The following is a 24,900-nucleotide window of genomic DNA, read 5'->3' on the forward strand; positions in this document are numbered from 1 at the left end:
ATACTCTTTTAAATTAAAAACCAATGTTTACTCCAAGGTGATAGGATGCCAGCGTAGGATAACTGATATCAATGGCTTCCGGATCGACTACCTCTATTTTGTCAATCGAGAACAGATTCATACCACGAACGAACACACGGGCATTGGCTAGTTTTACAGATTTAACCAGCTTTTCCGGCAGGTTATAATAAAGGTCTAATGAACGTAGTTTCAAATAGTCACCATCTGCCAGCCAGATTGTATTTTTCTGGTAGTTATTGGCATTATCATCCAGGGATAAACGTGGTAAGGTTGCTGTATTCTTTGTTTGAGGCGTCCATCTGTCAGCCGAAAAATCTGAAATGTTAGTATTGTTTCTCAATGGCCAGAATACGCTACTTGTATTCAGGTAAATCGTTTGATTAGCCATACCCTGAAGCAAGGCATCAACACCAAATCCTTTTATTTCAAATCCCAGCTTTGCCGAATAATAAATCTCAGGATATAACGACGAATGACCGATGGCAACTTCATCAAAATCATTAATTACGCCATCATCATTCTGATCTTTATATTTGATGTCGCCCGGACGCACATCTGAGAATAATTGAGCCGGGCTGTTGACAATATCATTCTCATCTTCAAAGAAACCAACTGCTTCGAGTCCATACATCTGACCTACTGCTTGTCCGGTACGCTTCATATAGTCATGCGGACGGTAAGCTTCATTTCTATTAAGCACTTTGTTCTGAACAAAAGAGAAGTTACCGCCAAGGTAGTAATTAAGGCTACCTATATTATCCTTCCACAACAGGTCTGCTTCAATTCCTTTGTTTTCAACCTCTCCGCTATTCACAAAAGCAGTTTTAACACCAACTACATTTGACACAGTGCCTTCCGAATCAACCAGAATATCGGTACGTTTTTCATAGAAAGCATCTACGGTAAGATCAAGCTTGTTGAAGAAACGCATATCCAGTCCCACATTTGTCATGGTAGCAGTTTCATAAGTCAAGCCGGTACTTGCCAGGCGTCCCTGTTGATAGCCTCTCAATCCGGAAAAGTTATCGGTATAAAAATACTTTCCTCCGTTGGAGAACTTCTGATCATATAAGTTTGGAGACATCAGGTCATTACCAGTCATACCCCATGATGCACGGAGCTTTAAAAGGTTAATTGCTGAGCTGTTATTCATAAAATCTTCTCGTGATACAATCCACGCTCCTGACAAGGAAGGGAACAAGCCAAAACGACCACTTACAGGAAGAGTACTGCTGCCACTGTAAGCAACATTAACATCGGCAAAATACTTCTCCTTGTATGCGTATTGAACTGCACCCGCTATATTCTGATGAAGAATAGTATTGTATTGACCATTATCTACCATTTTATCCTGGCTATACATCATTGAAGCAAACAAGTGATTATCTCCCCATGACTTATCATAATTGGCCTTTGCTCTAAAAGTTGCATGACGCCATTGTGTTATGGCATTGTGATTACCATCAATATCGGTAAGAGGAGACTCCTGGCCATAAAGGTTAGCAATGGTATCAGTTATGGCCCCGGTTTGCTCATCCCTAAGTACATTCACACTTTCGTACTCATATGTTTTGGTTCTTCCTTCCTGAAAAACTGCCGAATTATCAAAAGCAGCGGTTACTTCCGCCGAGAGTCCATCTAGCATTTTACTCAAATCCTGCTTAATGGTCATATCACCCAAAAGTTCTCGTTGAAAATCCTGACGATAGCCTGTTGAAGAGATCTTAGCAACTGGATTATTGTCATAGTACTCCGTTCCTCCCCAATAGTCATTAAGTGAGCGAACCGGATAAGCAGCCGAAGGAGTATTATAAATCGCTTTCATTATCCCGTTAATTCCACCAGGGTATTTTCTATCACCCATAGACGCACTAAGGTTAACTGCCAGTAAAGTTGTTGAAGTAATATCTGCATCAATATTGGCCCTGACATTAAACCTCGTATACTTTAACTGGCTATCATAACGTGAATCAAGATCCGTGTGGTTAAAAAGCCCTTTCTCCGTCTGGTAGTTAATAGATGAAAAGTACCTGACATTTTCACGACCTCCTTTAAAGCTGGTATTGAAGTTAGTTGAAATTCCAAAGTCATTCATTGCCTCATCCTCCCAGTCAACATTTGGGGAAAAAAGAGGATTGGTACCATTTTTAAAATCCTGTAAATCCCATTGTGAATATACAAACGGATTACCATCCATCGCACTGGCTTCATTCACAGCCGCTGCATATTGGTAGGCATCCAGGAATTCAGGCGTACGGAAAGCAGTGTTTAGTCCGTACTGATAGGTGGCATCCACCTTAAAAGAATCATATTCACCTCTCTTAGTAGTAACAATGATGGCTCCATTAGCACCTCTCTGGCCGTAAATGGCTAAGGCACCTGCATCTTTCAATACCGAGATGCTTTCGATATCATCAATTATGAGTGAAGACATTGGTCTTTCAATACCATCTACTAATACCAAAACAGAGTTATTATTCAGCGTTCCAATGCCTCTTACCATCAAATCCGGCCTGCGACTCCAGGGTGTTCCATCGTTCTGAAGTACAGTTAAGCCCGCGAGTTGACCATAAAGTGCATTTTCAGGATTCACCACACTCATCTTATTTAATGCCCCGGCATTTACTGTACTTACAGCAGCGGTAATACCGGCAGGTTTTTTATTGTAACCCAGCCCCATATCAATATTTTCGGCATAAGCACTAAGAGTATAATCCTTATTATCTTCCAATTTAAAAACCCTTGATACCAAACCGGCATCAATCTGAATTAGTGCTTCTCCTTCTGCTTCAAGGCTAAATTCGCCTTTTTCATTGGCCCGGACTTTATTATCAGTACCTACCAGCGTTACTTCAGCATCTTTAATGTAATTGCCGTTACTACTGATAATCCGTCCTTTATAGACCTTTGATTGTGCCAGTGCATACTGACCAAACAAGCAAGTCATCAGAAACAGAGCAATGTATTTGATATATATTTTTCGTTTCATTTGTATCGATGTTAATTGTAAAATACAACAGTTGAATTACTCCCAACCAGGGTTTTGTACTATTCCATATCCCTTAATTACTTCATCTGTCGGGAAGGCGCTCAGGTACCATTTGGGCGACCAGCTTAATTGCCAGTACCTGTCCGGTAATTCCTTCACAGTAGCTACCAGGTTTTTATTCAGGTCTGTACCATGTAGTGTTTTAGTAAAGTCAGCTCCGCTCTTCCATCGAACAAGGTCAAACCAACGTACTTCCTCATAACCAAACTCCTTTGCTCGTTCTTCCAACACTGCTTCACGGAATTCAATCTGCGATAATCCTTCCTGTAGATTTCCTAACCCAACTCTTTCTCTTACTTTATTGACATATGAATAAGCTTTAGCTGTTGGCCCGCCATTGGCTTCATTCAATGCTTCGGCGGCAGTAAGGTATATCTCTGCCAAACGCAGGTAAGGCCAGTGTATCACAGAATTAACAGACGTAGCGGTATTACGTTCCAAGAGAAATTTGCGTAAGCCGTAACCTGTTTTTGTCCCTTTGAAATTGGCATTTTTACGATCACGGCCGCCAATCCACAACTCAGCAGTACGCCCCTGGTAAGTATCTCCGTTAACCAATACCGTCTCGTACAAACGCGGATCACGGTTTTCGAATGGGTCAGAAGGATCAAAACCTGATGCCGGATCATCAATGGGTAAACCATTGGCCATACCAAACATGTCAACATATTCCTGAGTAGGACATGCTGTACCATAATTACCGGCACTCTGATAGAAATAATATGCTCCACTCCACCATCCAGGTGATTCATATCGCACCCTTGTGGAGATAAGAATCTCACCATTACCTCTTTTATAATATGCATCCTGAAAGTCCTGACGAGGGTTACCTGTATTAACCAGGGCATAACCATTTCTTTCCGCTTCTTCAATCAGGTTCTCAGCCACAGCTGCAGCTTGGCTCCATAGTGACTGGTCTTTTCCACCATACCAAACCATTTTCTGCTGTGCAGCTTCCCCGTCAAGATATGGCACATCATCGTTAAACAAGGGACTGGCAGCAAATAATAGCAAACGGGCTTTTAAGCCAAGGGCACCAGCCTTTGTAAAACGGCCATCCCAGTTGCTGGCATCTTCTATCTGCCATAGCAGGTGAGGTACTGCTTCATCAATTACTTTACTGATGGAATCTACAGTTGCCCGGGCTGTTAAACGTGGTAGTTCATTGTTATTTCCAGGCACATAAGATCTGTTTACCCAGGGTAATCCACCATAATGCCTGAACATATCGGTATAATGCAGGGCGATGACCATTTTTGCTTCTGCCTTAAGCTGCTCACGATAATCATCTTCCACATCAGGAATTTTATCGGCATTCTCGATAAAAATCCATCCATTTCTGATTCCCTCCCAAGTCTGTTCTTTTGAAAAATGAAACTTTGTTTTTGAGCTTGAATTCTCTGTAACAGCAGCATATTGCCCGGAATAATATAATTGATTAGAACCACCCCAAGCCAGATAACTATGAGCTAGATCCGTTAATGATTCCAATATATCCATGCCCAACTTATCCCCTTTATCTGACCAATTGGTATTTAAACCATAAGGTAAAGTTGTGTAAGCGCCATACAGATAGCGCTCAGCATATTCGAGGCGGGTAAATACTGTATCAACGGTGACATCCAATTCAGGAGGAGTATCCAGGGCGGCATCTCCTAATTCCAACTCTTCACATGCCGTAAAGATAAGGCCGCCTAATACTAATAATTTGATATATTTTAGTGCTTTCATTGCTTGCAGAATTAATCCTTTAAAAATTAGCTTTTACCCCAATATTATAAATCTTTACCAGCGGGTATTTTGAATCATTTGCCGTGTTGGCTTCAGGATCCGCTATTTCAAGCTTATCGAAAGTCAGCAGATTAGCACCGTTAACGTAAGCTCTAAGTTTTTTAATACCAATGCCGGATAAGAAGTTACCTTTGAAATTATAACCTATCTCGATGTTTTTCAATCGCATATATGAAGCGTCTTTCACCCAGAAATCAGAATCTGCGCTATTGTGACTGCTACTGGATAAGCTTAACCTTGGATAAGTTGCAGATTCAGCATTTTCGGGCGTCCATCGTCCATCTGCCATGTACTGCATTAAAGACTTGTCTTGCGTTGTTCCAAATGCCTGGCGATAGCCTTCACCAAGAGTACGTGTCACATTTGTAGCACCAGCCCATGACATGGAGAGATCGAAGCCTTTAAATTGAGCTCCCATATTCAAACCAAAGATATATTCAGGGAATCGTGAATAACCTAATGCTTTTATATCATTTCCATTGACAATCCCGTCATTGTTTAAGTCCTTGTACTTCATATCTCCAGGACTCGGCATTGGTAAAGTTACATGTTCTGGGTAGTTACCCGCATCTATATCATCCTGAGTAAAGAAACCATCGAACACATACCCGAAGGGTGTCTCATTAGGATGCCCGGTAACATTCATGTATGGCTCAGGCTGGTCTACTAATCCTTTTTCAATAACTTTATTTTTGGCATGAGACATGTTAGCATTAATCCAGTAATCGAAGCTACCTAGCTGGTCTTTCCATTTTAACTCAACTTCATAACCTTTGTTCTTCATTTTACCAATATTGGTTGGAACAACTTGATAAGCAACAAACTCTGGAATTCTCTGGTCAACCGTTAAAATATCTGAGCGGTCTTCCCAGAATAAATCTACATTAACAGCCAGTCGGGAATTAAGAAAGTAAGTATCAATACCGATGTTCCGTTTGTGAGCAGTTTCCCATGTTACTCCGGGATAACCAACGACGCCCTCCCTTGCTACAATCTGGTCATTAGGATTATCTATACCATAGTTATATCCTCCACCTGCTAAGTTATAGGGCCCTTCAGCGTAAAGGAATCGAGCTGTATTAAACTTATCATTACCAACCAGACCGTATGAACCACGTATTTTCAGGTAATTGATAAAACTGACATTCTGCATAAAACCTTCTTCTGTCAAGATCCAGCCAATTGACCCTGCCGGGAACCAACCGTAACGGCTCTCCTTGGCAAAATTCTCAGAACCGTTATACCCCATATTAAATTCAACCAGGTACTTGGTGTTGTAATCATAGGTTACGCGGCCAACTAGACCAACAACACCTGTTGGTATATCATGGTAATTCATATAACCACCATTTGATGATTTAGGATAGTAAGTCTTACGCTGGTTATACAGTAGTAATCCACCTAAATTGTGCGATCCAAACTTTCGATTATAGTTAAAACCAAAATCAGTGTACCAGTTACGTGCCTTAGAGTAATTTTCGTTATAGCTGAGAGTTCCATCTTGACTATTACGACGGAGGGCAATGGTTTTATCCTCCGGAACAACACCATATTGATTAAATAAATCACTTTGGGGATCGATGTGTGCCTGATAGAAAGGTTCGTAATGTGCTTTTGAAGTACTACGTGTTTTGGTGTGACCATATGTCGTATTATAAGCAAACTTTAACCTAAATTTTAAGCCTTTAGTAAGCTTTTTCAAATCCTGCTTTATATCAATATCAAAGTTAAGTGTATGATTTAAAGCATTGCTGTATCCACGGCCGTAGAAAGGTGTTAATCCTTCCTTTTTATTACCCGGAATATAAACATCGTTATTCTTGATCCATTTGCCGTCAACTATACCAGGCCCTGCAAAAGGAACTGACCAGTAGATATTTCGGAACAAATGGTTCATACCATTCTGAGTATTAGGTTCATTTTTAACCCCAACACGCCCACCAATTGTAACACCTACATTAGTCGTATTAGTGGCCTGAATATCAATATTTGAACGATAGTTATAACGCTTGAATGAAAAATTGTAGTCATAATCACTATCAAAGGTATTAAACAAACCATCCTGGCTAAGTATACCCACTGACACAAAATATTTTACCTTATCACTACCACCGCTTACATTAAGATTACCCTGATGCTGATAGGCATGTGGTTTGAGCATATAATCCATCCAATCGGTGTTTGGATACATAATCGGATCGGATCCTGTACGAAAGGCTTCAACAACATGCGGTTGAAACCTATATTCTGATTCAGATAATCCATCATTGGCCTGTGCCTCATTAAAACGCAACGCATAAGTATAACTGTCGGCAAATTTAAGCAAACGCGTTGGTTGCTGGATACCAGTTGATACTGATGCAGAAAAGCTGGCCTTGCCTTTTGTGCCTCGTTTGGTAGTTACAATGATAACACCATTAGCTCCTCTGATACCATACACTGCTGTTGCAGATGCATCTTTTAAGACTGAAATACTCTCAATTTCATTTGGATCTAGATCAAAGAAAGAGCGTTCCACCCCATCTACAATATAAATAGGACTGGCATCCACGAATGTACCTTGGCCACGAATAAATAGCTCAGGATCATCTGCTCCCGGCTGGCCTGATACCTGAATTGAAGATAGTCCGGTAACTTTACCTGTTAAGGTATTGGCAACACTGGCATTAGGTGACTTCAGCAGCTCATCAGAGTCAACCGAGCTAATTGCACCTGTAATGGACACCTTTTTTTGTGCACCATAAGCCACCACCTGCACCTCTGCAATATCCGTAACATCATCTTCTAAAACAACATTGATACTTCTTCCAGAAACAGGCAGTTCCTTTGTTTTCATTCCGATAAACGAGAATACCAGCACGTCATTGGAGGCTACTGAAATATCATAAGCCCCATCAATGTTTGTAATTGTTCCTTTTACTGTACCCTTCACGACGACAGTAACTCCTGGTAAAGGATATCCCTCTTCATCTGTAACCTTCCCGGACACCGAGGGTTCTTGTGACCATGTGAACATACCACAAAACATAACGAAACCCAACAATGTGAGAAGTCGCCTTAGTTTTTCTGGATTTTTTTTCATACTTCTTGATTTAGTCTATTATTAATAAAAACATTTCTTCTAACAGTACCAGCAAGTGTTATATGATTAATGTGACTAACACTACCACCACTAATACTGCTAAAACTATATATAGCAACACCTTGCTTTTTTTCACACTTTTAATTTGCCTCTCCAGTTCTTTAACTTCCATTTGTAATTTCTCCGTTATTTATTTTTCCTTCTGAATACTCCTTGAATTGAAAGAATTTTTCATTGTGCAAATTGATCATTTAAGACAGGAAGGCATAGGATCATACCATCATTCAAAAAGGTGATATCATTCAAAAGCAGTGCAATATCATTTTCAAAAGAGGGGGGGCACAATGGCGACACCCTTACACAACCAACTGATTTTACGGTCCTTTAACATTTGAAAACAAATCTTGGTATGTTTTAATGAAAAGACAGTAGAGTATTATTCTCATAAGGTTTTGTTAGAAAAAGTACGCAGAAATGACAAATAAAAGAACCAAATAATCCAGGAAAAATAAACCTAAATTATGACTCCATAGACCCATATAATTTCGGTGAAATTGTCAGGATAATGACCGTCTGTAAATTTAAGAAGCCGGCATATCTATTAGACATCCATATCAAACTTCTTTCTGTAATCGGTGGGAGTTAACTCGAATGATGGTTAAAAGTTGTAATGGAAGTTTTTAATATCCTGGTAACCTACACTTTCAATTATTTCAGAAACAGTAAGGTTGGTTTCTCTCAATAACTGGGCTGCTCTATTCAAGCGAATGCTTTTAATAAACTCCCCAGGTGTTTTTCCTGTCAGTTTCTTGATCTTTCTATAAAAAGCAGAGGTACTCAAAGAACCTTATAATTTAGGGAATATAAACCTAAATTATGACTCCCTATAGGAATATAAATTAGGTAAAATTGTCAGCATCATGACCGCCTATAAATTTAAGAAGCTGGCAAATCTATTAGACATTCATATCAAACTTCTTTCTGTAATCGGTGGGAGTTAACTCAAATGATTGTTTAAAGTTGTAACGGAAGTTTTTAATATCCTGGTAACCTACACTTTCAATTATTTCAGAAACAGTAAGGTTGGTTTCTCTCAATAACTGAGCTGCTCTTTTCAACCGAATGCTTTTAATAAACTCCCCAGGTGTTTTTCCTGTCAGCTTCTTGATCTTTCTATAAAAAGTGGAGGTACTCATCGCTAATTCACCAGCGAGTTTATCAGGATCAAAGCCGGCATCACCAATGTTTTTCTCAATTATTTTTATGGCCTTCTCAAGAATCTCAGCTTCTTCAGACTTTATAATAGCATCCGTAGGCTCCAATTTTACTTGTTTAGAAAATTTCTCTGATAAAAGTTTACGGCTTGCAACTAATTGCTTCACCTTCTCTATTATGAGTTCAGGTTCAAATGGCTTTGTCAAATACAGGTCTGCTCCTCTTCGGGCACCAAACAGTTGATCTTGAGGAGTCCCTTTAGCTGTTAATAACACTACAGGTATATGAGCAATTGTATCATTGGATTTTATCTTCTGGCAAAGCTCAAAACCATCCATCCCTGGCATCATTACATCTGAAATAATGATTTGGGGCTTGTGCTCAATAATCAAATCAAATGCTTCAATTCCATCTTCCGCCTCCAATATTTCAAACTCATCAGCCAGTAAATCTTTCAAATATGATCTTACTTCCCTGTTATCTTCCACAAGCATTAGCTTTGCCCCTTTGGTGCCGGTATTAACAGAGCGTGATTTTTTCATAACCGGTAACGGTTGAATGGCAACTACCTGATCTATATTATTTTCACTTTGCAAGAGTTCATCATCAGAAAAATGCTGACGGCCTTTTGGCAATATCACACTAAAAGTGGTGAATTGTCCAGGCTTACTTTCCACCTCTACCCGTCCTTTATGAAGTTCAACATAGTTCTTTACAAGTGCCAGTCCTATGCCTGAGCTACCAACAGAGCGTTTTTCTGTTGCCTGGTAAAAGCGTTCGAACAAATGTTTTATATCCTCATCGGAAATGCCTTTACCGTTGTTTTTAATCAGGATGTTTACTTCCGCTTTTGTTTCTGAAAGTAAGACTTCAACTTGTCCTGGCGTCCCAACAAACTTAAAAGCATTGGATAGTAAGTTATTAACGACAACACTTAAGCGTTCGATGTCGAAATATAATTCCGGCTCTTTAAGCTTTAACTGTTTTTTAAAAGTGATATTCCTGGTTTCCGCCAGTTCTTCAAAGGCCTCGCAAATATCTGCAACAAAACTAACAATATTGTGATTTCCGACCTGCAACTTGATTTTACCGGCTTCAATCTTTCTAAACTCAAGCAATTGATTCACCAGGTTATATAGGCGTGTAGCATGCTGGTATACCAGCTGTATTTTTTTTGAGGCAACTGCAGGTGGAACAGAAGCCAGATCTTTTTTCAACAACTCAATTATCGGCGCCAGAATGAGGGTTAATGGCGTTCTGAGCTCATGGGAAATATCTGTAAAGAACGTAAGTTTGTACTCATTAACACTTTGTTCCTTTTCACGTAGAATCCTCTGCAAATTAACAGCATTCACAAGGCGTTCCTGCTTACGGGTTACAATGGTAATTGATGCAACAATAAACAATATCAGCATAAAGTATATAATAACCGCATACCATGTGCGCCAAGGTGCCGGCAACACCCCAAGTTCAAGTGTTCGTGCCTTTTCACTCCAAACACCATTGCTATTTGTTCCATAAAGATGTAATGTGTAATCGCCCGGTTTTAAGTTGCTAAACGAAATATGCCTGCGTGTCCCAATATTTACTCTCTCTTCGCCACTTCCCTCCAACCAGTATGCATATTGATTTCGGTTTGGTGCTTTATAATCCAGGGCGGCAATTTCAAATGAAAACTCTGATTCCTTATAAGTCAGCTCAAGATGATCAACCTCATTGATTGACTTTGATAATATCCCATCTTGCTCAATCGGCACTTCCTTGTTTAAGATTTTAAATTCAGTAATCACTACCGATGGCATAGTTAAGTTTTCTTTGATCTGATTGGGATGAAAAAAAGTAACATCAGAAGAACCACCAAAATAAAGCACACCATCACTAGCTTTAAAACAGGCTGATTCGGAGAAGTTAGATCCGCCTAGGCCGTCAGACACATCGTAATTACGGAAAACATTATCTTCTAAATGTAACATAGAAATACCAGCATTGGTGCTGATCCACACATTCCCTTTCTCATCACTTAACAGTGCATTTATATAATCATCTGAAAGGCCATTGGAACGGCTGTAATCAGTAAGATCATATGCTTCTCCATGCTCAGATTTTGTAAGTTTATTCAAACTACAAGGTGTTCCAAACCAGATAGTACCATCGTTATCAATCCATGTGCACAATATAATTTTGCTCAATGGTTGCCGCTTATTACTTATCTGTTTTTCAACCGGTAAGAAGGTTGAATCTTCTGGCTGGAACTGAAAAAGTCCTTTATAGGTACCTAACCAAAGTTTTTCTTCATGATCAACAAACACCGAAGTAACCCGATTTGTTGGCAGGTAACCTTCCTTCCTTTTCGCAACATAGTTCTTTATCAACTGAAAAGTTGAATCTTTAAATTTATAGTGATAGAGCCCTCTTTGTTGAGTACCCACCCACAAATCATCATTGTTCAACAATATCTGGTGCACTTTCCTAACCTCCCATAGTTGAGGACTGTTAAAGAAAAGTGCTGCAGGTATTAATTCAAAAGAACCTTTAGGATTTTTACTTAATATATATAATCCTTCATTAGAACCAACCCATATGTTATTGTTGTCGTCCTCAAAAAAACCTCTAACTACGAGTTCGTCTTTGTTAAATAGGCGATCGTTTTTCTGAAAGCCAACTTTTAAAAGCCTTTTCCCATCATCAGAAACAAACAAACCTTGTCCTTTAGTTCCAATCAATATATTTTGATTGGCATCTTTGAAAATTGCATTAACATGAAGATTAAGTGGCTCTCCAGTTAATTCCAATCCCAATGTATTAAACTGGCTTTTATCCGAAAGACGAACAATACCTCCTCCATCCGTTCCTATCCAGATATCGCCTTCCCGATCCTGAAAAATGTCCAGAATAACATCATAATCTATTGAAGCTCCTGTATTTCTCTTAGGTTCAATATCTATTTGTTCAAAACCTTTTTGCTGCCGGTCAAATTTATAAATACCATTTCCCCAGGTGCCAACCCATAAGTCACCCAGATCGTCTTGCATTAAAGAATAAGCTTTGGGAGAAAGGGTTGACTTATTCAATGGCAATTGATATTGTTCGAAGGTGAAGTCTTGATAGTTAAACCGAATGAGGCCTAAATCCCATCCAACCAACCACAAAAAAGGCTCGCCCTGATTACCGACAATAATTTCTGTAACCTCATTGGAGCCATTTTGTAATTTAATCGTTGTGAAGGTTTCGCCCAACTTTGCATAAATCAGTCCATCGAAAGCGGCACACCAAATAATACTATCTGGAGTTTGAGCTATTGAGCTAACCCTTCGATTACCTAGCCAGTGCTGAACTGAATCCGTTTTAATATTAAGGTTATTCAAACCACCATCTCCTCCTCCAATCAACATGCTCGAATCATCTTGAGAAGCAAACGCAATTATTCGGTTTGGCAACTGTTGATTAATATCCGGAACAGTAAAGCTTGCTTTTTCTATATCATAAATACTTAATCCACCAGATTTTGTTCCAATCCATATATTTCCTTTTCTATCTTGATATAGTCGTTCAACAGAAGGGTTGTTTATACTGTTTTGTTTGTCTCTACCAGGTTTAAATAGCTTAAAATTATATCCGTCATAGCGGTTCAGCCCTCCGCGTGTACCAAACCACATAAAACCATACTTATCCTGTATTATAGTAGTTACTTCATTTTGAGAAAGTCCATTATTAGTATCAATATGTTGAATTGAATACCTATTTCCTGCACTGATATTAAGGATGTAAAATCCTGACAAAAAGAATATTGATAAAATTATTTCCTTAAACATAGCTTATAAATGGTATGACCCAAAAGTAATAAAAACAACTAAAAATGTATAACTCATCATAAAAGCTTTCTTAAAAAAATGTCCATATTTGTATTGCTCTATTTGTATTTTTGTCGGATTCCCAGCCTGTCGCGCAGCCAATCTTCTTCAGTTAATTTAAAGACTCCCCAAATAAAATGTGCAAGCTTTTTTAACATGACTGATGATTACATTTTTTGTATATTAGTTATATGTTTTTCTTTTAAAGGACGCTATACTAGCCAATGCTAACTTAAAATCCCCATTGATAATATTAGTTTTCATCTCTATCATTTCCTCACTCCCACAAACAATTAAAACTGTATCAATCCGACCAGCTACCTCCAAAATTACATTCCTGGCTGCTTTGAGGTGTCTTTTTCGAAGGTCATCATCTTTTAGTTTTTTATTTTCATTAATATAATATTTGATTAAAGAGTTGAAAGCATAGTTTTAAAAAAAGCATAATTGACTATCTGGAAAGGCATAACCAACAATCCCTCGTCGAAAAGTTTGAATTGGATTCCAACCCGGAAATTTTCACAACCAACAGCAAAAGTGTGCTTGCGCACATGAAAGAGGTTAAATGGGATAATGAATACCACTGTGCCCATACTTTTCACAATCCGGAAGAAATAGATTTCAAATGGCTTGAAGACCTCTATTATTTAGCACCGTTCAAATCTAAGTTTATCGATAATAAATACCTATGTACAAAACAAATACTTGAAGACGTTGTAAATAACTGCATATAAACAGGATTAGTGCAGTATAACACTCCAGCCAGAGAAAGTTTGCATCAACATCGAATAGAACCGATAGTTTGCAATTGCCCCTAAGCACTCTTCTGGAAACATCAAACATAAAAACAACAGGCAATATTTAACAAAAACGGGGAAGGTCATCAAAAACCATTTGCTTAATAAATTAGTTTTTATACTTTTGTAAGCAAATCTAACCTATGAGTCACATTATTAGTTCATTAAATCGAAAATCTTTTTACCGCTCAACTTACTGGAAAAAGAGTATTGGCATTAAGATATTGGTAGTTTTCTTTGTCTTTTACTTATCAATAAGTTTATTAATATTGGGATTCAACATACCTGCAATACTTCAGGAATATTTCCCGGGCCAAAATGTAATCAAAGCCTTCAACGAAAACTTATTGTTTTACTTTATTTTTAGCGCCATACTCAGGCAGCTTTTTCAGGAGATCCCAATTGTAAACAGCCTCCCCCTTCTTGTTCTTCCTTTTAAGAAAAGGAAAATAGCACAACACCTGGTCAATAAATCGTTCTTTCACATCATTAATTTTCTTCCTCTTCTATTTTTAGTCCCATTCGCATTTAATACCGTATTAGAGGAATATGAACTAATAAATACTCTTGGATGGTTAATTAACCTGGTGGGACTTATCCTGGTAAATCACCTGGTCGGAATCTGGCTCAAAAGATTCTCTTTCTACAAAGAAAAAACGTCGGCAATAATTTTGGGGTTGGGTATCGGGCTCTTTCTATTGTCATTTTTTAAGATTATCCCCCTATCCAGCTGGATTGCTCAATATTTCCATGCTGTATTGAATTATCCGGCCCTCTCCCTGGCTCCCTTTTTTCTTATCATTTTATTATACCGTTTTAATCTAAATGAAATTGCCAGGGGGATGTATTTGGATAGCAAGTTAATCCCTGCTGAAAAGGAGGTGAATATTCACTCTTTTTCCTGGACGGATAAATTCGGAGCAATCGGGAAATATATTTCTCTTGAATTAAAGATGATTACACGTAACAAAAGAACAAGAACCGCTTTTTTAAGTGTAATTTTCCTGTTGTTTTACGGCTTTATTTTGTACGGCAATTCAAGTATGGCGAACCACGATTTTTCCCTGGTATTTATCGGCATTCTAATTACAGGCAGTTTTAGTATTAGTTACGGTCAATTTACCCCTGCCTGGCATTCAAAGTATTTTCCCTTTTTAATGACCCGGGATTTTGGCTTAAAAAACATGCTAAACACCCAGTACTTTTTGTTTATGGCCTCTACTCTGATTGCCTTTATTTTTTCAACTGTGTACTTAATTTATGGTACAGAAGTGCTATTCTTTAATTTTCTTAGCGCCATCTTTAACATCGGAGTTACCAGTCATATTATACTGTGGATGGGATCGTTCAGTATTAAACCCATTGATTTATCTGAAAGTTCCTTTTTTTATTACAAAGGCACCGGGGCATCTGTTTGGATTATGTCTTTAATCATTATGCTTGGGCCAATGCTTTATTATGGGCTGTTAAGCATGCTGCTTAAAGATGTTTGGTGTTATCTTGTTTTTGGACTAACAGGTGTTGGCGGAATCGTTTTTCACGAATCAATTATGAACAGGATTCTTTTACGATATAAAAAAAATAAGCACAGGATGCTATATAGTTACAGACAATCAACTTAACCTTATTGCATATGATCACTTTAAAAAACGTAGTTAAGAAATACAATGACAATACCGTCTTAAATATTGACCAACTCACTTTTTCACAAGGAGAAATTACAGGCATCGTAGGAAATAATGGTGCAGGTAAAACAACCCTCTTTTCTGCGATTCTGGATTTAATACAACTTTCCGTAGGCCAAATTGAGAACAATCAAATTTCCGTGAGTCAATCCGAAGACTGGAAAAAATTCACAAGCTCCTATCTGGATGAAAAATTTCTGATTGATTATTTAACACCCGATGAATACTTTAATCTGGTTGGAAGCTTAAAAGGATATTCATCTAAGGAAGTTCAGGAATTTATTAAAGGCTTTAGTGATTTTTTTAATGGAGAATTGGAAAATAAAAGAAAATACATTCGAAGTCTGTCGAAAGGAAATCAACAAAAAATAGGAGTCATAGCCGCTTTAATTGGTAATCCTCAGATTATTCTATTAGATGAGCCTTTTAGCAACTTAGATCCAACTTCACAATACAGGCTGCGTCAAATCATTAAGGATTTTCAGCAAAAAAACAATTGTACCTTTCTTATCTCAAGTCACGATTTGAATCATGTTGCCGAAGCATGCAGCCGTATTGTTATTCTTGAGAAAGGAAAGGTCGTGGATGACGTAAAAACAAGTGAAGAAACCATGATGAGATTGGAGAATTATTTTGCCATCTGATTTATCTTGTCCAGAGGGATAAACGTTTCCTCATCAACATACTTACTTGAAATTCGGAAAACTAAGTCCAATTAAACCTTTGGTTTCCATGGGCCTAAAACAATTTCCTCATATTTCTGTTTAATTTTCAAACACACGAATTAAACAAATCAACATGGAATTACTCGATAAATTCGAATGGCGATATGCCACCAAGCGCTTTGACTCCGGCAGAAAACTGAGCCCCGAGCAGGTCAGTTACTTATTAAAGGCAGCCAACCTGGCACCATCATCCTTTGGCATTCAACCTTTTGCTGTGGCCATGATTGAAGATTATGGCATGAAGGAGAAACTCAGCCCTGCAGCATACAATCAGCCCCAGGTCACCGAAGCGTCACATCTTTTTGTTTTTGCCGCACGCACCGACGTCTCTGAAAAAGATGTGGATGAATTTGTGGAAAGGATCGTAAAAACCAGGAATATCCCGAAGGAAGAGGTCGCAGAATATGAAGCTGTCATGAAAGGTTCCATCAATAAACGATCACCAGACTCACGCTTCAACTGGGCTTCCCGGCAGGCTTACATTTCCCTGGGTTTTCTGTTGGCTGCAGGTGCAACACAGGACATTGATGTTTGTCCGATGGAAGGTTTTAACAAGCAAAAGTTTGATGAAATACTGGGGCTTACGGAACGGGGATTTTCATCTATTGCCATGGCTGCAGCCGGATACCGGTCGGCCGAAGATACAACCGCACAGGACAAAAAAGTTCGGAAATCGCTGGATGAGTTTGTGATTAAATTTTAATTCTGAACCTTCAACTTCTTCCATTCCGAAACCAGAAATATCGCACATACGATAGCTGAAGCAGAATCAGATATTGGGGCTGAGTTCCAAACACCGGTCAGCCCCATTATTTTTGGCAATATCAGAAGCATGGGGATTAAAACCAGCACCTGTCGCAGCAACGTGAGAAAAATGGCCTTTCCGGCTTTTCCAACCGATTGCAGATAATTCCCCACCACCACCTGAAAGCCAACTATGGGAAGTGCCAACAGGTAGGTCCGCATGCCTTCCACACCATACTCCATGATTTCAGGACTGTCGTCAATAAAAAGACTGATTACCGGCCGGGGAAAAACCTGGATAAACACCCAGGCCCCAAGAGAAATGGCAGATGCAATGAGCAGACCGATCTTCAGGGTGTGTCGAACCCGTTCGTAGTTCCGGGCTCCGTAATTGTATCCAATAATGGGTTGTCCGGCCATGTTCAACGCAACAATGCTCATGATGATGATGATCACGACACTCATGATAATACCCATGGCCCCCACTGCCAGGTCGCTTCCGTATTTTATGAGGTTGATGTTGAGTAGAGCCTGAACCACGCTATTGGCGATCTGCATGGCAAAAGGGGCGAGTCCTACCGACACGATGGAAACAATAATACTCATATCGAGACCGATGTAACGTTTTCTGAGTCTGACCACACAGCGTTTACTGCGAAAATGTATCAATACCCAAACCGACAAACAGGCCATGGAAATAATGGTGGCAAGGGCAGCTCCTTTCACCCCCATCCCCAAATGAATAATGAATAAAGCATCAAGCGGAATATTGATGCCGGCGCTGATGAGCATGCTGTACATGGCAATACGTGCATTGCCTTCGGCGCGTATGAGTGCATTCATGGAGAAGCCAAACTCATGCAGCACGACGCCCCACAAAATATAGTTCAGATAATCGTTGGCATAATCAATGGTTGTATCGGTGGCCCCGAATAACCGCAACATAGGATCTTTGATAATAAAACCCAAAGTGGTAACCAGGGCAGAAACTACAACAATCAGCACAACGGTGTTGCCCACCACTTTACGGGCCTTTTCAAAGTCTTTACGGCCCAGGTTAAGGGACAACCGCACACTGGCCCCTATCCCGATCAGCATCCCGAAAGCCATCATGATGACCATCACCGGAAAAACAGCTGTAACCCCGCTTAATGCCTCCGGCCCCACGTACTGACCAATAAAAACCCGGTCGATGATATTATAAAGTGAATTGGCCATCACCCCGATAAAGGCAGGCCAGAAATAACGCCACATCAACGCCCCCACGGGATGGTTCTCCAGTTCAAACAGTTTTTTATCTTGCATGATTGGTTTTTGCAGTTATTTCAACCATTCGTTAAAATTATCTTTGTTAATCACTTCGAAAGAGGCATTAGGATAGGCCCTTTTCCATTGTGTGGGTATTTTAACTTTGCTGTCGGTCCATTTAAATTCATACCCAAATAAAGAGCCTTCTCTCTCTTCTACCCAATCAACTTCCTGTTGCTCGTATGTTCTCCAAAAATAATTGTTAGACATGAGCCTTTGATTCTCCTGGTACTTTAACCTTTCGGCAATCATATAGTTTTCCCATAAGGCTCCAATATCATTTCTTGATTCAATCGGATTGAAATTAGCAATCACAGCATTTCTGATGCCATTGTCCAGAAAATACCACCTTGAGTTTTTAGTTATTTCTTTTCGCAAATTCCTGCTGAATCCTACGACTTTGTGAAGTATTAAAACTTTACTTAACAAATCCAGATACTTTTCAACAGTATTCTTACTTATTCCTAATTGATTTCCCAGTTCTTGCAGAGATACTTCTCCGCCAATTTGAAAGGCTATGAGACGTAATAAATTGAATATTTTCTGTGAATTCTTAATGTTTTCATAAACCAAAATATCCTTCAGAAGATATGAACTAACCATTTCGTTTAAGTAATCAATCTTATCGTTTCTATCCGGCAGTTGTAATAGCTCGGGATAGTTTCCAAAAACCAATCTTTCCCGGACTTTGTCAACTTTAGTAATACTGTTTTCAATCTGGCTATACTCATTTTCCGATAACGCAAACAAATTAAACGAATATTTTCGTCCTGTTAATGGCTCTCCGGCGTCTTTATAGATATCAAAAGCAGAAGAACCCGAAATAATAACTTTCAGACCTTCAATTTCATCAACCATAAGTTTCAACTTCAATCCAATCTCCGGGATTTTCTGGGCTTCATCAATGTACAGTAATTTATATGACCCTAAAATCTGCTTATAGTTTTCGACACTTCGAATGGCTAGTTTGTCATGAACGTTTATATCCTCTCCATTTAGTATTAATGCAGGTTCGTTTACCTGCTTCAGAATCTCTTTCACAAGGACCGTTTTGCCCACCCTGCGGGCCCCAAAAACGATCACAACCTTATTGGATTGCAATTTTTTAAATATAGTTTCAGATAATTCCCTGACTAAATATCTCATAATACAGTCATTTATTTGACGCAATTTACGATATTTCCGTCTAATGAACAAGTTTATGCTTTAACAGCCACTATTTATTACTGATTCCGGATATACTGAAAAAGTCAAATGATAAATTACTTTTGTCAAAGACAGTTAAAAGAGATATTGAACCATATCAGGTATATAAGAAAATAGCAGAGGAGATAAGCAACTTTCAGTGATTCGGTCTCTCCATCAAAGCATCAAACCATTCCACAAATCGCTCCAGGGTATGTTCTGCCATAACTTTTTTGCGGGCATTAGTTCCAAATTCTTTTCGAATGGTTGGTTTCGAAAGCAAAGTATAAAAAACATCGGCAATGATTTCAGGAGTTTCAGTGATCAGAAAACCATCTTTTTCAGTGACCAGCCGGCGGGTGTTGCCCACATCGGTGGCTACAATCCCGTTTTCACAGGCCATGGCTTCAATTAATGATTGACTTGGATAATTTTCCCCTTTCTGGAGAGAGGCAAAAACGGAGGATTTCTGAAGAACGTCCCATGGACGCTGGTGTAACCCGGTAAATTCAACATCCCGCAATTGATACTTCTCCACATATTGCTGCATTTCAGACAGCATAGCGCCTGTCCCCATTACAAAGAAACGAGCCTGAACTTTGGGATACTTATCCTGAAAAATTTTGACTGCTTTCAAAAACAGCATGGGATTTTTCACAGGCTCCAGCCTCCCCAGGAATACTACCCAGGGCTGTTTTTGAGGAGCAGAATAGTAACGGGTATAATCGATGAAACTGTTTGGGGTGACCACAAGTTGCCCACGGAAATGCTTTTCGCCCAGTGCCTGAAAATATTCATCAGGCAATGAAGGAGATAAAAAATCAAGCAGCTGGGCATGCCTGAGCACATAATACTGACTGTCGAAAAACTTTCTGATCGTCTTCTTCACCAGCAGTTTGCCTGTTGCATTCACACTGTAGAACAACTCCACATTGAGTAAACGACACAACATCCAGGTCCAGATGCCTCCCTGCCAGACACCATAAATCCGGGAGATCCTGTTTCTCCTGATCTGACGAATAAAGAACCATGAGAATCTCAACCAAAGAACCAGCGTTTTGAGAAAATACTTCCATCCCCCCAGGAACTGTTTTATGGAACGGCATCGATCCCTGTTACGGGTCGGAAGCTCCTTCCCTCCTTTCTTTTCTTTTGGGATCCCGTCTCCCCCGTCACTGAAAAGAATAATGCGATCGTGAGGCTGCAGAATGCCATTGTTAAGAAAAAGTCTGTAAAGTTTGGTATTGACGATCAGGTAGTAGTCTTTGTCCGAATTCATGAGACTGCGAAAAAGGGTAAGATAGCGTTTTTCGGCACCCCCGTATCGTCCCGAAAAGTTGAGCACACATAAAGCTTTATTTCCCTGATCATGCTTCATGAGTGACAGCAATTAGATTTTCGGCCAACCAGGCAGCTTTGCGTTGCCACGAAAGTTCTTTTCTGGCAAACCTGGCGCATCGCTCTTTAACCTCCTGGTTTTCCTGATATTTCAACAAGCGCTTCTGAATAGAATCGATGGGTTCACTCTCCTGCCATATTTCTCCTAACTGATGTTCATCAACCAAATCCTTTAAGGTGTGAACATGAGGGGTAATGAGTACCGGAACACCACTCGCCAGGTATTCAGAGAACTTGGTAGGAAAGGCTTCATGGTTTAGCGGCAAGTCCTCACGAATGAGAAAGGCTACATCAGCAATCATTTGATACTCATTCAAAGTTTGCTGATCAAGATAATTCATCCCCCAGGCAGAATCGGGGACTTTCCGTTTTTTCAGCTCATCAATAAATCTCTGAGATTTTACCGGAAGGTTAATCATGAAATAAGCATCAGGCCTGACCTTTAAAAATTCAGCAAAGAATTCCACCATGTGCGGAACCATCTGATAATACTTATCCGTTCCACTGTAAACAAACACAAATCGATTGTCCAGTCCCATTTCGGACCTCATCGCCCGGGCGATACCGGTGTCATACCAAAACTTCTTTTCATCGAAAAAATTGTACTTACGCAGGTGATGTTTCTCGTTCGGCAGATCATAACAATCTTTGGAAACAGTTAATACCACATCACTCTTTCTGAGACACAGGTTTCTGATTTTCCGGTAGAAACTGACCCGCCACTGTGGAGCCCCCTGAACCGCCATTTCATTGACGCGGTTGCCCCGCATATCGTAAGCCAGTTTGAAGCGGAAAAAAGTTTTTAGAATAACACCATAAAGAGTCCCCACATCATTGTATCCGTAAAGCAATTTAACGTTTGAATGGTGCAAAATCCGGGAAAGCTGTTTCAGATTGAGCAAAAACTGAATGAGTTGCGGAAAAAGTTTTCCACGTCCCATGCTTCTTTTAAAAAACCAATACCGGCATTGTTGATCCAGCCCCGATTGTTGCATGTATTGCCGGCCATTCCCCAACTGTGTTTCGGTATTACTGAGGGATACCAGTACAACATCCATCCCTTGTCTGACCAATTCGGGTAAGACAAACTCGAAAGTGGTACGAAAGTTTTGTGTTTGCACCTGAAATCCCGGCTCATCGGGCTTTTGCAGAAATGCTACAGGCAACAAAAAAAGAATGGAAGGTTGGCTGGACATGGGGGCTTGTCTACAAATGATTAAACCATATAAGGCATATAAGAAATTAGAGGATGTTTAATAACCTATTCACTATTTTGGAAAAGCACGAGGTTGTCTCAAATGTATAAAACTCCAAAAACCTGTCATGTTGAGGGTAACCGAAACATCTGTTTATCACACGAACAGATTTTTCAACAAGCTACCAATGACAGATCTATGCAAAAACACAAATATCAGCAAATTAAAAGTTGGCCCCCCTGCCTGCCGGCAGGCAGGCATACGGGGACCTGATACTTTTGGGGACACCGCGCCCCGGGCTTTTAACCCTGCCTGTCCCGCATTTTAATCGGGAGGGTTATCCAAATTTGCCCCTCCGGGGGACGAGCCATTCCCCTTGTTATATCCGCATTATTTTCCAGGATTATTTGGGGTAGGCACTCCGAATGATATCAAATTTGGACTTTTAAGACAACCTCCTGTCAGTTAAAAAAACTTTGCGTCATTGCGCCTTTGTGTTTTATTTTTTTAACGCACTATGGGTTACAAACTCCAGTAAGGTAATTCTTTAATCTTGTCTCTGAAAGAGCCTTTTACATCGACAATAAGTGGATTGTCTACCGTAATGGAATTGAAGTATGACTCATCCAGCTTCATATATTCATTATGATTTACAGCCAGAATTACAGCATCATATTTCTTCTCAATTTTCTCAATCAAGCCGTAGCCATATTCCCGCATCAGTTCCTCAGATGAAGCGTATGGATCATGAACATCCACATCCACACTAAAGGATCGAAGCTCGTGGTAAACATCAGCTACTTTTGAATTGCGGATATCGCTCACATTTTCCTTAAAGGTAGCTCCCATAATCAGTACGTTGGCACCATTAATCTTATGCCCCTTGGAGATCAGACGTTTCACCACCTGCTTGGCAACATATGGACCCATGGCATCGTTGATCACTCTTCCGCCGGTAATGATTTTTGAGTGATACCCCAGTTCGTTGGCTTTGTAAGTGAGGTAATAAGGATCGACACCAATACAGTGTCCGCCAACCAGTCCCGGGAAGAACTTCAGGAAGTTCCACTTCGTGCCGGCCGCTTCAAGCACTTCATAGGTATTAATATTCAAACGATTGAATATCAGAGAAAGCTCATTCATAAGCGCAATGTTCACATCGCGCTGAGTATTTTCAATAATCTTGGCCGCTTCTGCCACTTTAATAGAGCTGGCCTGATGAATCCCGGCTTTGATAATGGACCCATAAACAGCCGCAATGACCTCCAATGCTTCTTCATCACATCCCGAAACAATCTTCAGAATCTTAGTCAGCGTATGCTCCTTATCTCCCGGGTTTATACGCTCCGGACTGTACCCCACTTTAAAGTCTTCACCCATTTTCAGACCCGATTCCTGCTCAAGAATAGGAACGCAATCATCCTCGGTACAACCGGGATAAACCGTGGATTCAAAAACCACATAGTCGCCTTTTTTAAGAGCCTTCCCCACTGTACGGGTAGCTCCCAAAAGAGGGTTCAGATCCGGAAGATTATGATTATTGATAGGTGTAGGCACTGCAACCACATGAAAAGTAGCATCCTTCAAATCTTCAGGATTACTGGTGAAATCAATATCACACCCCTCAAAATCGGAGGCTTCCAGTTCATCACTCGGGTCAATATTATTTTTCATCTTCTCCACCCGGTCTGGTTTAATATCGAAGCCGATGACTTTCATTTTTCTTGCAAATTCGAGTGCAATGGGCAATCCTACATAGCCCAGGCCAACCACTGATAGCCTGGCTTCTTTGTTGATGAGTTGCTGAAACATTTTGTTCAGGTTTTATGATTAATATTATCTGTGTTGATAAATTCGTTCAATTATATCCACTACTTTCAACCCTTCTAACGCATTGGTGCTAACATAAGTTCGCTCACGAAGGGTCTGAATTACATTATCGATCACAAAATGATGATTAGCGGCCGATCCTTTATAGCTACCGTAATCATTTGGGGGATTAGACGCAGGGAGGTCAGGCATCTCATAATCTTTGATGTGGCATTCCACCACATCATTCATATACTGGCCCGATACTTTAATGGTCCCTTTCTCACCGATAATGGTCATGGTACTTTCAAGATTTTTGTCCCATACCGCTGTGGAGAAATTGATATTTCCCATGCCACCGTTAACAAAATTGAACAACACTGCGCCACTGTCTTCAAAATCGGTGGAATGTTGATGGGCAAAATCATTAAAACCGGCTTTGATATCATCGATATCGCCAAACAACCAGTAAAGCATATCTATAAAGTGAGAGAATTGCGTAAATAAAGTTCCCCCATCCAGTTCCCGGGTACCATGCCACCCCTTATTGAGATAATACCGGTCATCTCTGTTCCAGAAACAGTTCAGCTGAACGAAGAAGATGTGTCCAAGCAACTTCTCCTCCATCACCTCTTTCAGCCATACCGAAGGAGGGGAATACCGGTTCTGCATCACCGTAAAAACATGCCTCGAAACCTGAAGTGCCTTATAAATGATCTTTTCACCCTGCGACCTGCTGAGTGCCATTGGTTTTTCCACAACCACATGTTTTTTTCTGTCAAGAGCTTCAGTTGCTTGTTCGGCATGCAATCCGTTGGGTGTGCAAATATTGACCACATGACAATCATGAAGATGGTCCAACATCTCCTTAAACTCATAAAAATAGGGCACATTCTTATTGCTCCAACCGGTTTCTTCAGGTGATCGTGTGTCACATACTGCACACAGTTCTGCATCAGGATTGTCCATAATCATTTGGGCATGGCGTTTCCCAATGTGCCCCAGACCTACAACAACAAATTTTACTTTTCCGGTTATCATTCA

Annotated in this window: 14 protein-coding genes; 3 read left to right on the forward strand and 11 right to left on the reverse strand. The window is 40.0% G+C overall.

Annotation, left to right across the window (positions count from 1 at the left end; all coding sequences use genetic code 11):
• Positions 1-13: 13 nt before the first annotated feature.
• The 5 genes from DDZ16_RS05115 to DDZ16_RS05135 form a co-directional block, all read right to left on the reverse strand.
• A complete protein-coding gene (locus DDZ16_RS05115; protein ID WP_109263363.1) occupies positions 14-3,010 on the reverse strand; it encodes a SusC/RagA family TonB-linked outer membrane protein in 2,997 nt (998 codons plus the stop codon).
• A 36-nt stretch (positions 3,011-3,046) separates the two neighbouring features.
• Complete coding sequence (locus tag DDZ16_RS05120) at positions 3,047-4,801, reverse strand: RagB/SusD family nutrient uptake outer membrane protein (RefSeq protein WP_109263364.1); 1,755 nt, start codon at positions 4,799-4,801, stop codon at positions 3,047-3,049.
• A gap of 19 nt (positions 4,802-4,820) precedes the next feature.
• On the reverse strand, positions 4,821-7,877 hold the full coding sequence (locus DDZ16_RS05125) for a SusC/RagA family TonB-linked outer membrane protein (protein ID WP_158275610.1): 3,057 nt from the start codon (positions 7,875-7,877) through the stop codon (positions 4,821-4,823).
• A gap of 724 nt (positions 7,878-8,601) precedes the next feature.
• Positions 8,602-8,784, reverse strand: coding sequence for a helix-turn-helix domain-containing protein (locus DDZ16_RS05130; protein WP_109263366.1), 183 nt, complete (start codon positions 8,782-8,784; stop codon positions 8,602-8,604).
• Between the two features lie 115 nt (positions 8,785-8,899).
• Complete coding sequence (locus DDZ16_RS05135; RefSeq protein WP_109263367.1) at positions 8,900-12,970, reverse strand: hybrid sensor histidine kinase/response regulator transcription factor; 4,071 nt, start codon at positions 12,968-12,970, stop codon at positions 8,900-8,902.
• 979 nt (positions 12,971-13,949) lie between these two features.
• On the opposite strand from DDZ16_RS05135, the gene DDZ16_RS05145 reads away from it, so the two are divergent.
• From DDZ16_RS05145 to DDZ16_RS05155, 3 genes are all read left to right on the forward strand, one after another.
• On the forward strand, positions 13,950-15,428 hold the full coding sequence (locus tag DDZ16_RS05145; protein ID WP_109263369.1) for a DUF5687 family protein: 1,479 nt from the start codon (positions 13,950-13,952) through the stop codon (positions 15,426-15,428).
• Between the two features lie 11 nt (positions 15,429-15,439).
• Positions 15,440-16,135: an ABC transporter ATP-binding protein gene (locus DDZ16_RS05150; RefSeq protein WP_109263370.1), complete on the forward strand. Its 696-nt coding sequence runs from the start codon at positions 15,440-15,442 to the stop codon at positions 16,133-16,135.
• A 154-nt stretch (positions 16,136-16,289) separates the two neighbouring features.
• Positions 16,290-16,919 (forward strand): NAD(P)H-dependent oxidoreductase, encoded by a 630-nt coding sequence (locus DDZ16_RS05155; protein WP_109263371.1) that lies wholly within the window; start codon positions 16,290-16,292, stop codon positions 16,917-16,919.
• Here DDZ16_RS05155 and DDZ16_RS05160 read toward each other — a convergent pair.
• From DDZ16_RS05160 to DDZ16_RS05190, 6 genes are all read right to left on the reverse strand, one after another.
• On the reverse strand, positions 16,916-18,265 hold the full coding sequence (locus DDZ16_RS05160; protein ID WP_109263372.1) for an MATE family efflux transporter: 1,350 nt from the start codon (positions 18,263-18,265) through the stop codon (positions 16,916-16,918). The two genes, DDZ16_RS05155 and DDZ16_RS05160, sit on opposite strands and share 4 nt — an antisense overlap.
• A gap of 15 nt (positions 18,266-18,280) precedes the next feature.
• The gene (locus DDZ16_RS05165; protein WP_109263373.1) at positions 18,281-19,414 is read right to left on the reverse strand and encodes an ATP-binding protein; all 1,134 of its coding nucleotides are present in this window, start codon (positions 19,412-19,414) and stop codon (positions 18,281-18,283) included.
• A gap of 196 nt (positions 19,415-19,610) precedes the next feature.
• Positions 19,611-20,831 (reverse strand): glycosyltransferase, encoded by a 1,221-nt coding sequence (locus tag DDZ16_RS05170; protein ID WP_109263374.1) that lies wholly within the window; start codon positions 20,829-20,831, stop codon positions 19,611-19,613.
• Complete coding sequence (locus tag DDZ16_RS05175; protein WP_109263375.1) at positions 20,821-22,047, reverse strand: glycosyltransferase; 1,227 nt, start codon at positions 22,045-22,047, stop codon at positions 20,821-20,823. Before DDZ16_RS05175 ends, DDZ16_RS05170 begins: the two co-directional genes overlap by 11 nt.
• Positions 22,048-22,569: 522 nt before the next feature.
• Positions 22,570-23,859: a nucleotide sugar dehydrogenase gene (locus tag DDZ16_RS05185; protein WP_109263377.1), complete on the reverse strand. Its 1,290-nt coding sequence runs from the start codon at positions 23,857-23,859 to the stop codon at positions 22,570-22,572.
• A gap of 24 nt (positions 23,860-23,883) precedes the next feature.
• Entirely contained in the window at positions 23,884-24,897 is a 1,014-nt protein-coding gene (locus tag DDZ16_RS05190; protein ID WP_109263378.1) for a Gfo/Idh/MocA family protein, read from the reverse strand.
• Positions 24,898-24,900 lie beyond the last annotated feature (3 nt).

The organism is Marinilabilia rubra, assembly GCF_003121985.1.
GTDB lineage: Bacteria > Bacteroidota > Bacteroidia > Bacteroidales > Marinilabiliaceae > Marinilabilia > Marinilabilia rubra.